This is a genomic window from bacterium (genome assembly GCA_020440705.1).
In the GTDB taxonomy this organism is placed as follows: domain Bacteria; phylum Krumholzibacteriota; class Krumholzibacteriia; order LZORAL124-64-63; family LZORAL124-64-63; genus JAGRNP01.
Genome location: JAGRNP010000120.1, coordinates 1 through 11,736 on the forward strand (window position 1 = coordinate 1; position 11,736 = coordinate 11,736).

At 70.4% G+C, this 11,736-nt stretch carries 8 protein-coding genes; 4 read left to right on the top strand and 4 right to left on the bottom strand.

Going from position 1 to position 11,736, the window contains the following annotated elements:
• A partial coding sequence (locus KDM41_14725) for an efflux RND transporter permease subunit (GenBank protein MCB1184681.1) occupies positions 1-2,170 on the top strand: 2,170 nt, incomplete at its 5' end.
• 93 nt (positions 2,171-2,263) lie between these two features.
• On the opposite strand, the gene KDM41_14730 is transcribed toward KDM41_14725, so the two are convergent.
• Positions 2,264-3,457: a phosphatidylserine/phosphatidylglycerophosphate/cardiolipin synthase family protein gene (locus KDM41_14730; GenBank protein ID MCB1184682.1), complete on the bottom strand. Its 1,194-nt coding sequence runs from the start codon at positions 3,455-3,457 to the stop codon at positions 2,264-2,266.
• Between the two features lie 291 nt (positions 3,458-3,748).
• On the opposite strand from KDM41_14730, the gene KDM41_14735 reads away from it, so the two are divergent.
• Positions 3,749-4,057: an isoamylase early set domain-containing protein gene (locus tag KDM41_14735; GenBank protein MCB1184683.1), complete on the top strand. Its 309-nt coding sequence runs from the start codon at positions 3,749-3,751 to the stop codon at positions 4,055-4,057.
• Between the two features lie 80 nt (positions 4,058-4,137).
• Here KDM41_14735 and KDM41_14740 read toward each other — a convergent pair whose 3' ends face one another.
• The 3 genes from KDM41_14740 to KDM41_14750 form a co-directional block, all read right to left on the bottom strand.
• Positions 4,138-4,842, bottom strand: coding sequence for a hypothetical protein (locus KDM41_14740; protein ID MCB1184684.1), 705 nt, complete (start codon positions 4,840-4,842; stop codon positions 4,138-4,140).
• A gap of 87 nt (positions 4,843-4,929) precedes the next feature.
• Complete coding sequence (locus KDM41_14745; protein ID MCB1184685.1) at positions 4,930-5,760, bottom strand: alpha/beta hydrolase; 831 nt, start codon at positions 5,758-5,760, stop codon at positions 4,930-4,932.
• A gap of 427 nt (positions 5,761-6,187) precedes the next feature.
• Positions 6,188-8,521 carry a hypothetical protein gene (locus KDM41_14750; protein ID MCB1184686.1) on the bottom strand — a complete coding sequence of 778 codons (2,334 nt, stop codon included), beginning with the start codon at positions 8,519-8,521 and terminating at the stop codon, positions 6,188-6,190.
• A gap of 204 nt (positions 8,522-8,725) precedes the next feature.
• Here KDM41_14750 and aceE point away from each other — a divergent pair, with 204 nt between their 5' ends.
• Together aceE and KDM41_14760 are read left to right on the top strand one after the other, a co-directional pair.
• On the top strand, positions 8,726-11,422 hold the full coding sequence (gene aceE, locus KDM41_14755; GenBank protein MCB1184687.1) for a pyruvate dehydrogenase (acetyl-transferring), homodimeric type: 2,697 nt from the start codon (positions 8,726-8,728) through the stop codon (positions 11,420-11,422).
• A 54-nt stretch (positions 11,423-11,476) separates the two neighbouring features.
• On the top strand, positions 11,477-11,736 hold a 260-nt coding region (locus KDM41_14760), incomplete at its 3' end, for a PASTA domain-containing protein (protein MCB1184688.1).

Below are 11,736 nucleotides of genomic sequence, written 5' to 3' on the forward strand. Positions count from 1 at the left end.
ACTCGAGGGCGTGAACTTCCTGATCTGGTTCAGCCAGGGCCGCGAGATCCGCAAGACCCTCAAGGACCTCACCTTCACCGGCATCTTCGGCGCCGTCCTGGCCGCCACCGTGCTCTTCGTCTTCCTGCGCCGCGTCGCCACCACGCTGGTCGCCGTCATGTGCATCCCGTTCTCGCTCATCGTCACCTGCGGCATCGTCTGGGCCCAGGGGCGGTCGCTCAACACGCTCACGCTGCTCGGGCTCATCGTGGGCATCGGCATGCTCGTCGACAACGCGGTCGTGGTCATGGAGAACATCTTCCGGCACCGGGAGATGGGGGCCGACCGCAAGACCGCCGCCCGTCGCGGCGCCCGCGAGGTCACCACCGCCGTGGTGGCGGCCACGCTGACGTCGGTCATCGTCTTCCTGCCGCTGATCTTCAACGAGCCCAGCGAGATGAACATCTACCTGAAGGAGCTCGGCATCACGGTCTGCCTGACGCTCCTGGCCTCGCTGTTCATCAGCCAGACCCTGATTCCCCTGGCCACCTCGTGGTACATCCGCAGCGAACCGCGGCCCAAGGGGCGCCTCATGCTGGGCATGGAGGAGCGCTACCAGCGTCTGCTGGCCTGGAACCTGCGCCACCGCTGGGCGGGCGTGGCCATCGGGCTGGCCGTGGTCGCGTCGGTCGTCTACCCCTTCCAGCGCGTCGACATGAATTTCGACACGTCCGATGCCGAGATGTTCGTCCAGGTGCGCTACGACATCCGCGACAAGGTCACCCTCGAGGCCCGCGAGGAGCTGGTCACGCGCGTCGAGCAGGCGCTCGAGCCCCATCGCGAGGAGCTGATGGCCCATTCCGTCTACAGCTTCTGGAACGACCGCTTCGCCCTGACGCGCATCTATCCCGAACCGGGCAACGCCAACGAGGAGACCATGGCCGAGATCCGGCGACGGCTGCGGCCCCTGCTGCCCGAGGTCGCCGGCGTGCGCCTGAGCGTGCAGGACGCCGGCGAGGGCTGGCGGCGCCACCGGGGCGGCAACCGCGTCGCCTTCCAGATCGTGGGCGACGACACCGAGGTGCTCATGGGCCTGAGCGAGGAGGCCATCGAGCGCCTGCAGGGCGTGCCCGGCCTGCTCGACGTGGAGGCGCGCCACAACGAGGCCCAGACCGAACTGCACATCGAGCCCGACCGCGAGCTCGTCTCCCGCTACCAGGTCTCGCCGAACCAGGTGGCGCAGGTGGTCGGCCTGACCTTCCGCGGCCAGCGCCTGCAGCGATTCCGCACCGACGAGGGCGAGCGCGAGATGCGCCTGACCCTCGACGAGCGGCAGACCGAGTCGGTCAGCCAGCTGGAGAACCTGTCGCTGCACGCGGGCTCGGGCGAGAAGGTGCCCCTGGCGTCGGTGGCGACGCTCACCGAGAAGGCGGGGCGCGAGCAGATCCAGCGCGACAACCGGCTGACCAGCGTCTGGGTCTCGGCCCGCTACACCGAGGGCAAGTCCGAGGACTACATGCCGGCCGTGGCCCAGGCGATGAACGCCATGGAATTCCCCTACGGCTATTCCTGGACCTTCGGCGAATGGCAGAACCGCCGCGAGGAGCAGTCGCGCGAGTTCCTGACCAACCTGCTCCTGGCCCTGATGCTCATCTTCGCGGTCATGGCCGGTCTCTTCGAGTCCGTGCGGCAGGCGGTGGCCCTGATGGTGGCCCTGCCCTTCGCCCTGGCGGGCGCCTTCTGGACCCTCTACATCACGGGCACCGACTTCGATCAGCCGGCCGCCATCGGGCTGTTGCTGCTGATCGGCATCGTCGTGAACAACGGCATCGTCATGCTCGAGCACACCAACCAGTACCGCCGGCAGGGCATGGACCGCACCGAGGCGCTGCTGCGCGGGGGCCGCGAGCGGCTGCGCCCGATCCTGATGACGGCCGTCACGACCCTCATCGGCCTGGTGCCCATCGCGGTGCAGAAGCCGTCCCTCGGCGGCGTCTACTACTACTCCATGGCCCTGGTGATCATGGGCGGCCTGGTGGTGAGCACCTTCCTGACCTCGGTGCTGCTGCCCACCCTCGCCGCCCTCTCCGAGGACGCCTTCGCCTTCGTGGGACGGGGGCTGGGCCGTCTCGTGCGGCTGCCCTTCGGGGGCGCGCGGCGGGCCCGGGAGCGGATCACCGACGGCAGTTGAGCGACCGGCGACGGTCCGGTGGCGACGAAACGGGCGGCCCGATCGGGCCGCCCGTCGTCATTCTGCCGCCGCCGCGTCGCGGCGGGGGGCCGGTCAGCGCGCGGCGCCGGTCAGCGCGCCGGTAACGTCCCGGGCCAGATTGATCAGGCCGGCGCCGAGGGCGGTGGCCACGGGGCTCGTCTCGTCGGGCCGCCAGGGGCGCGAGCGGGCCAGATCGGGCCCGAGCACCCGTTCGCGGAAGTCGCCCACCAGGTCGCGGTCCTGGACCACGGCCACCAGTTCGGGCTGCAGCCGGGCGCTGAGGAAGTCGAAGTTGGCCGAGCCCACGACCAGGGTGGCGTCGTCCACGAGCAGCGCCTTGACGTGGGTCATGGGCCCGGGCAGCAGGCGCAGGTCGATGCCATTGCGGCGGCAGGCGTCCATGATCCCCTGCTTCATGCCCAGGCGGTTCGACCGCTCGGAGGTGAGGATCGTCACCTGCACGCCCCGGGCGCGGGCGGCGGCCAGGCGGGTCAGGTAGGGTTCGGTCACGTAGGGGCACTCGAGCACGATGCGGCGGGCGGCGCGGTCGATCTCCGCGCCGATGGTGGCGGCGACCGCCTCGTCGCCCCCGCCCGCGGCGCACACCAGATCCAGCCCGGGGAAGCGGCCCTGCACGGGGACGCTGCGGCCCGCCCAGCTGCGCTCGAAGTCGGCGGCGAGGAAGCGGGCGGCTTCCGGGTGCGCCACCCGCAGCATCAGGTCGTGCCAGAGGAAGTTGTGGGCGCTGAAGTTGATGCCGCCGAGATACGCGACGCGGCCGTCGACGATGGCGAGCTTCTTGTGGTCGCGGGGGCGGAGCAGGTCGGCCGGCGAAGTCAGCGGCCGGCCGTACTTCACCTCGACCCCATGGGCCCGGAGCTGGGTGATCAGGGCACGGGTCTGCTCGGCCTCGCGGGCCAGCGCCGCGTCGAGCAGGCGGTTCGGCGCCCCGACCACCTTGTCGCTCTGCACGTGCCGCGAGTAGTCGTCGATGAGCAGGCGCCGGCGCGGGGCGGGGCTGTCCAGCAGGGCCCGGGCCAGGGCCAGGCCGGCCGGATCGGCCTCGAAGGCCAGGGTCTGCACCACGACCTCGCGGCGGGCCCCGGCCAGGTCGCGGCTCAGGGCAGCCATGAACTGGGGCCCGTCCACGCACAGGGCCAGTTCGCCCGGCCGGTCCGGGGCCGCGGCCGCACCGAGGCGGTCGCCCAGGGTGAGCAGACCCGGGTCCCAGGCCAGGCGGTCGGCCAGCTGGCCGAGGGCGGGCACGACGATCACAAGTCCAATGAAAACAAATACGTTGCGTCGCCTGAGGAGGCGGCTTCGGCGGGGCGGCCGGGGGCCGCTGCCGGGCGGGTCGTTGCGCGGTCGACGGGTCATGGCGGGTCCCCCGATCCGGCGCCCCCGTGGCGCCATGGCCGGCAAACACCGGCCCCGGGGGCGGGGTTCCGCCGGGTCCGCGTGAGTTTTGCGTCAAGATCTGGCGATCCGGATCCGACCATATACATTGTCGGCAATCGCAAACGAACCGCGCCGTCGGCGTATGAGGGAGATGAGTCGATGAGTCTGCAGAAACGCCCCCTGAAGAGCCGTCCCGAGACCAAGGTCACGTTCCGCCTCCCGGCCGAGGCCGCCCCGGCGGGCGCCGCCGTGTTCCTGGTCGGCGACTTCAACGACTGGGACGAGAAGGCGACCCCCATGGAGCGCCTCAAGTCGGGCGAGTGGAAGGTCACCCTGGACCTGCCCGCCGAGAACAGCTACGAGTTCCGCTACCTGATCAACGGCCGCGTCTGGGAGAACGACTGGGAAGCCGACGCCTACCGTCCCGCCGGACTCGGTCACGAGGACAACTCGGTGGTCGAGGTCTAGGCCCGACCTCACCGTGCCGCGAACGACAGCGCCCCGTCCGGTTGGACGGGGCGCTGATGCATGTCCCGCGGCGGCCCGGCCTACCGGTAGCGCGCCTTCAGTCCGCCCCAGCTCGATCCCTCTACGTCGACGGCGTCGCAGTCGCCGCCCGGGATGGCGGCGATGCCGGTCAGGGTCAGGTCGGGCGACGGCGGCATGGGGAAGGGGCCGGGCACGGTGCCGTGCAGTTCCACCGGGATCCCGGTGCCCACGTAGGGCGCCAGTTCCGCCGCCGAGAGCGAACCCGGGTCCACCTGGCCGATGATGCCCAGAACGCCGTCCCAGCAGGCGGAGCCGCAGGCCAGGAAGGTCAGGAAGGGGCTGCCGCCGGACAGGAAGCCCCGCGCCGCGACCGCCTCCCCGCAGCCGGAGGCGTGCCACCCGGGCAGCAGCGGCTGCAGCGTGCCGTCGGGCAGTTCGAGCAGCAGGGTGTAGGTGTAGTAGGTGTCGGCACGGGGCGCGGAGATCTGGAAGGTCGGCGTCGCGAGCATCAGCTGGGCGGGCATCACCAGCCCGGCGTCCGTGAGCAGCACCGGGTCGGCGCAGGTGCCCACCTCGCTCATCCGCACGTACAGGGGCCGGCCGACCCAGGCCGGATCGTCGTAGTCGTTGAAGATCTCCAGGCCGATGGTGACGGTGGTGCCGTCGCAGCTGGTGCCGATGGCGCCGGTGGCCCCGGCCGGGGCCGCGGCGAGCAGTGTGAGGACGGCCGCGGCGAGCGCGGCGAGGCGATGGATCCGCATCATCTTCCCCCTCGTCCGGGACCGCGGGACATTCCCCGGCCCGCCCGGGCAGTATAGCCGACCGGGCGCGACGGCGGCAAGCCGAGCCGCTCAGTGGTCGGCGTCGGTCGGCGGGGCGAAAACCCAGCGCAGGGCCCGCAGCGCGGCCGGGTTGTAGATGGTGTGGTGGTCCTCGTCGGGCATGGGGTCGTACCACCGGCGCAGGCCCGCCGGCGCGTGCGCCTCGAGGGCGGCGACCACCCGCTCGACGCCCTCCTTCATGGTGCCGCCCTCGCTGGCGAGGGTCATGTACAGGCTGCGGTCGGCCGGGAAGCCGGGCGCCTGCAGCAGTCCGGACGCCTCCCGGCTGAGGGCCATGTCGCGCCACCACAGGGACGGGCTGACCGCCAGGTAGTGGGTGCAGAGGTCGGGCTCGCGCAGGAAGGTCTCGACGATGAACAGGCCCGCGAGACTCTCGCCGATGAGACCGGATTCGCCGCTGGTGCGGAAGCGCTCCCGGGTCCAGGGAATCACCTCGTCCCGCAGGAAGCGGCGGAAGTCGGCCGCGCCGCCGCAGGCGGGATTCAACTCGAGATCCTCCTTCACCGTCGAGCGCACCGTCAGTTCGTGGTAGCGGTTGTCGGTCTGCACACCCACCAGGATGAAGCGCCGGAACTGGCCCGTCAGGCCGGCCAGGGAGGCCATGCCCGCCAGCGGCGGGAAGTCCTGGGCGAAACCGCCGTCGACCACGTACAGCACGGGAAAGGTCCGGTCGTCCTCGTCGTAGCCGAGGGGCAGCCGCACGCAGATCCGGCGCGGCCCGCCGTACACGGCCGAGTCGAGGGTGAATTCCCGGCCGACGACGAGATCGCGGGCCGATTCGTCCGCCCCGGCGGGCACGGCGGCGGCCAGGGCGAGCAGGAGCAGGGCGGTGCGGATCACGATGGTCTCCTCGGTTGGGGAAGGCGCCAGCCTAGCAGACCGCGACCCGGCGGCAAATCAACTGTTGCGGGCCGCCCGGTCTGTGCTAGGCTTTAGGGGTCCCGATCGCGCGGGCTGCGGCCCTCCGGACCTCCGGAATGCGCGACACACCCAAGCGGCCTGGGCGGCCCACGGGGGTGGGCGAGGTGGGTCTCGCCGCGGATGACACGCCCGGTAAGGAGGTGATCCAGTGGGTAGTGATAGATACGGCTCAGCGGAGGTGGTGTCCCTGCGTTGACGGGGCCTCTCCAGCGTGTGGCTGCATCGGGGCTCCCCAGCCTCTGACCGAGCGGGGGAACCCAACGCCACCGAAGCTGACGCTTTCCGGCGCCGGGTCCGCATGCGGGCCCGGCGTCTTCGTTTCCCCGCCGCCCGGTCGCCCGGAACCCTACTGCCGGATCACCTCGACCTCCCAGGTCCAGCCCGTCCCGAACCGGCTCTCCATCCAGGCGATGGCGCCGGCCCGCCCGTCGCCGCCGCCCCAGGCTCCGGACAGGGAGAGCCACACCTCGCCGGCGGGCATGTCCGCCAGGTGGTCGTGCTGGATGTTGTCCGCGAACACCGTCCGCACGATGGGCCCCTCGTGGTAGTAGTCCGGGTCGTTGCCGCCGTAGCCGGTCATCACGTAGCGGACGGCGTCCGGCACGGCGTCCCAGACGACATCGGCGTAGACGCCGTAGCCGCCGCCCTCGGTGTCCCAGTCCTGGGTCCGGTAGCGCCCGAAGATGAGCGACGGCTCCTGCTCGACGCGGATCTCGGCCTCGGCCAGACCCACCTGCTCGAGCCGTCCGTTGACGTTGACGTAGACCTCGCAGAAGAGGTCGTCGACGCCCTCGCCGGTCGCCCTGTACGAGACGTGGTCGTAGGAGCCGATGTTCCCCGAGCTGTCGAGGCGGCCGTGGAGCTCGCTGCAGCTCCACCGGTAGAGGAAGGGCTCGGAGGTGTCGAAGCCGGCTTCGGTGCGCAGGGTGAAGGTCCGGCTGTCGCCCGGTCGCAGCGACGCGCGCCGGGGGTCGATGTACGTGCGAGCCCGCCGGACCGTCACCTCGGCCGCGGTGTTGCCGACCCAGACCCGGTCGGAACCCTGGATCTCGTACACGTCGACGAAGACCACGGCGGAGCCGTTCTCGGCCGGTGCGTGGAACTCCACCGTGGCCACCGAACCGGTGAACACGTCGCCCTGATGGATCCCGTCGTCCATCTCGCCGGCGGTGCAGGCCCAGTGGTACTCGAAGGCCCGGCCGGCGGCGTCGCGCACCACCGCGGTCAGGGGGCCGTGTTCGCCGGGCTGCAGCGTCAGGCGCTCCGGAGTGAGGGTGACGTGGTCGCCGACCACGGTCACGTTCCACTCGTCGGCCACGTGGGAGGCGGCGATGTCCCGCACCTGCCGGTAGGAATCGAACGACGTGCCGATGGCGTTTACGATGGTCATGGCGCTGCTGAAGGCGCGCGTCGCGGTCTGGAATTCCGAGGCCGTGGCGAGGTCCCAGTGCTCGAGGATCGCCGCGTGCCAGTTGTCGAAGGCGATCTGGGTGGCCGTCCCCGAGGTGAAGATGGCGTTGATGGCGTCGTCGACCGCCCCGTGCAGGTCGCCGGCCAGGCACTTCTCGGCGATGGAGGGCACGGTCTGGCTGAGCACGCCGATCAGGTCGCCGATGGCGCCGCTGGCGCCGAATTCCTCCAGAAAGGCGTCGATGCCGTCGGCGCGCATGGGGATGGCCAGGTTGACGACGATCGGCGTCACGAAGTCGAGGAAGACCGTCTTGATGGCGATGGCCGTGAAGCGGTCCTGCCGCGCCGGGGTGAGATTCGCGTAGTCGCCCCACGAGCCGCCCAGGCCCAGCACCGTCACCATGTAGGTCGTCTGCTGCGCCTCGTCCGGACGCAGGGGCACCGCCACCGGCGCCCCCGCCACCGGCGCCCAGACGTAGCGGCCGTGGATGGCGTCGACGAGGGTGCCGACCACCGACGAGTAGGCCGTCGTGGGCGAGATGTCCTGCTCGACCACCTGCTCGCCGAAGGTGACCGGGTTGCCGTCCGCGTCGACGGCCTCGACCAGGTCGACCCAGGCGAGGGCGCGGCGCCGGTAGTTGTTGCGGAGCGTCAATTCGTGGGGAACGGTCGTGTCCAGGTCGATGCCCGAGACGCCGCCCGGCGGATCGACGAGGGTCTTGCCCGCCGGTGCGGCGAAGAGCGCCAGCGAGGCGAGGGCGGCGCCCAGTTCGGGCGCGATCTCCTCGAGATCGGCGGCGCCGGCCGTATAGGCGGCCGCGATGACCGCGGCGAGGGTGTCGGTGGCGGCCACGAACTCCGGATCGTCGAAGACGGCGGTGCGCACCGCGTCCCCGAGCCACGGGGCGCCGGCGGCGAAGAAGAGGATCACCCGGGCGGTCGAGGTCGCGTCGATGTCGGGGGCGCCGGGCGAGACCGAGCCGAAATACACGGCGCGGTCCTGGGCGTCGGCGACCACGGCGAAGTGTTCGCCGCCGGCGAGGATGTCCAGGGTGTAGCCGCCGTCGGCCGCCACGGTGGCGCTGCCGAAGGCACCGAGCAGTTCGAGGCCGGCCGGATCGCGGGGACCGGTCACGCGGCCGCTGACGGTCACCGGTTCGAGCGGGTCGGGTTGCGGCTGGGGTCGGGCGGGCTGGTCGTCGCCGCCACAGGCGGGCAGCAGGAGCAGAAGCAGGCCGACAGCCAGGATCGGGACGACACGGCAGCGCATACGGACCTCCCTCGAATCCTCAACGCGCGTGGACCACGCCCCCGGGCGGTCCTGATAGTTGATGTGTCCGGTCCTGATTCTACCCCGAATGGAGCCTCGCTGACAACTTCCGGAGACAAAAAACTCTGGTCAAAAGTCGGGTTTTCTTGTTCTTTGTGAGCGCGAATCCCCGAAATCGAAACCTTTGATGGGAGCCCCGAATTCATGGCGATCAAGGACCCCCGCGAGCTCGACGCGCTCCACGAGATCGAGAACTCCGAATGGCGCGAATCCCTGGATTACGTCCTGCGCGAGCAGGGCCCGGACCGGGTGCGCCAGATCCTGCGGCTGCTGCAGACGCGGGCCCAGGAGCAGGGCGTCAGCATCCCCTTCACGGCCAACACGCCGTACATCAACACGATCCCGCGCGACCAGGAGCCGGTCTTCCCCGGCAACCGCGAGCTCGAGCGTCGCATCAAGTCGCTGGTCCGGTGGAACGCCATGGCCATGGTCGTGCGCGCCAACAAGCACCTGCCGGGCATCGGGGGCCACATCTCGACCTACGCCAGCGCCGCGACCCTGTGGGAGGTGGGCTTCAACCACTTCTGGCGCGGCCGCACCGACGACTGGCTGGGCGACCAGGTCTACTTCCAGGGGCACGCCTCGCCGGGCCTGTACGCCCGCGCCTTCCTCGAGGGCCGGCTCACCGAGGACGACCTGACCCGCTTCCGCCGCGAGCTCGACCCCAAGGGGGGCCTGAGCAGCTACCCGCACCCCTTCCTGATGCCGGACTTCTGGGAGTTCCCCACCGTCAGCATGGGCCTGACCGCCCTGACGGCCATCTACCAGGCCCGCTTCAACCACTATCTGGTCGACCGCGGCCTGCGGGGCGCCAGCGGCCGCAAGGTATGGGCCATGCTCGGCGACGGCGAGATGGACGAGCCGGAGAGCCTCGGCGCCATCACCCTGGCCAGCCGCGAGCAGCTCGACAACCTCATCTTCGTGGTGAACTGCAACCTGCAGCGGCTCGACGGGCCGGTGCGCGGCAACGGCAAGATCATGCAGGAACTGGAGGCGGCCTTCCGCGGCGCCGGCTGGAACGTGATCAAGGTGATCTGGGGCAGCGACTGGGACGTCCTGCTCGAGAAGGACACCAGCGGCAAGCTGCTGCAGCGCATGGAGGAGATCCTCGACGGCGAGATGCAGCGCTACACCGTCAGCAGCGGGGCCTACATCCGCGAGCACTTCTTCGGCAAGTACCCCGAACTGCTCGAGCTGGTCGAGCACTACAGCGACGAGCAGATCCGCAAGCTGCGGCGCGGGGGCCACGACCCGCTCAAGGTGCACGCGGCCTACAAGGCGGCCTTCGAGCACAAGGGCTCGCCCACGGTCATCCTGGCCCAGACCATCAAGGGCTACGGGCTGGGCGAGGCCGGCGAGGGCAAGAACATCACCCACAGCCAGAAGAAGCTGAACGAGGACGAGCTCAAGGAATTCCGCACGCGCTTCAACATCCCCATCAGCGACGACGACATCGGCGACGCGCCCTTCTACAAGCCCGACGCCGACGCGCCCGAGCTGAAGCACCTGCGCCAGCGCCGCGAGGCCCTCGGCGGCCACCTGCCGGTGCGGGTGGACAAGAGCCGGCCCATGGCCTGCCACACCGAGGAACTGGTGCGCGAGTACTACGAGGGCTCGGGCGACCGCGAGCTGGCCACGACCATGGCGTACGTGCATCTGCTCGCGAAGCTCCTGCGTGACGAGGAGATCGGCAAGCTCATCGTGCCCATCGTGCCCGACGAGGCCCGCACCTTCGGCATGGAGTCGCTCTTCCGGCAGGCCGGCATCTACAGCCACGCCGGCCAGCTCTACGACCCGGTCGACAAGGGCAGCCTGCTCTTCTACAACGAGACCAAGCAGGGCGCGATCCTGGAGGAGGGTCTGAGCGAGGCCGGTTCCATGGCGAGCTTCATCGCCGCCGGCACCGCCTACGCCAACAACGGGGTCAACACGATCCCCTTCTACACCTTCTACTCGATGTTCGGCTTCCAGCGGGTGGGCGACCTGATCTGGCAGGCCTGCGACAGCCAGGCCCGCGGCTTCCTGATCGGCGCCACCGCCGGCCGCACCACCCTGGCGGGCGAGGGCCTGCAGCACCAGGACGGCCACAGCCACGTGCTGGCCATGACGCCGACCAAGGTCAAGGCCTACGACCCGGCCTTCGCCTACGAGCTGGCCGTGATCGTGCACGACGGCATCAACCGCATGTACTGCCACGGCGAGAGCTGGATCTACTACCTGACGGTGATGAACGAGACCTACCTCATGCCGGCGATGCCCAAGCGGGCCGGCGTGAAGGAAGGCATCCTCAAGGGGATGTACAGGTTCCGGGCGTCCGAGACGAAGGGCGCCAAGGCCAAGGGCAAGCCGAAGGCCCACCTCCTTGGTTCGGGCGCCATCCTCAACGAGGCCATCAAGGCCCAGGCCATCCTCGAGAAGGACTACGGCGTGGCCGCCGACGTGTGGAGCGTCACGAGCTACAAGGAGCTCTACATGGACGCCGTCGAGTGCGAGCGCCACAACCTGCTGAACCCGGCCGCGAAACCCCGCGTGCCCTACGTGCAGAGCCTGCTGGCCAAGGAGGAGGGCGTCTTCGTGGCGGCCTCGGACTACATGAAGATCCTGCCGGCCACCGTGGCCCAGTGGTTCCCGCACCCGCTGCACTGCCTCGGCACCGACGGCTTCGGCCGCAGCGACGGCCGCGACCAGCTGCGCGACTTCTTCGAGGTCGACGCCCGCTACATCGCCGTCGCCGCCCTGCACCGCCTGGCCGCCGACGGCAAGGTGCCGGCCAAGCTCGTGGCGCAGGCCATCAAGGACCTGGGGATCGACCCCGGCAAGCTGAACCCGCACGTCGACTAGCGCGACGTTCATGCCCGGCGCGCCGCACCGGCGGGCCGGATCGGAAGGACGAACATGGCGACGGAAATCCGCGTGCCCGAAGTGTCGGACGGCGTGACCGAGGGAACGGTCATCTCCGTCAACGTCAAGGCGGGGGACAAGGTCGAGGCCGACCAGACCCTGCTGGAGATGGAGACGGACAAGGCCGTCGTGGCGATCCCCTCGCCCTTCGACGGCGTCATCACCGAGGTGAAGGTGGCCGAGGGCGACACCGTGCCCATCGGCGCCGTGATCGCCCTGGGCGAGCCTGGCGGCGGCGCCGCGGCCGCGGCCCC

Bases quoted from the DNA above. Each gene is read 5' to 3' on its own strand.
- KDM41_14740 (MCB1184684.1), bottom strand. From the start codon at position 4,842: ATGATGCGGATCCATCGCCTCGCCGCGCTCGCCGCGGCCGTCCTCACA.
- KDM41_14750 (MCB1184686.1), bottom strand. From the start codon at position 8,521: ATGCGCTGCCGTGTCGTCCCGATCCTGGCTGTCGGCCTGCTTCTGCTC.
- KDM41_14735 (MCB1184683.1), top strand. From the start codon at position 3,749: ATGAGTCTGCAGAAACGCCCCCTGAAGAGCCGTCCCGAGACCAAGGTC.
- aceE (MCB1184687.1), top strand. From the start codon at position 8,726: ATGGCGATCAAGGACCCCCGCGAGCTCGACGCGCTCCACGAGATCGAG.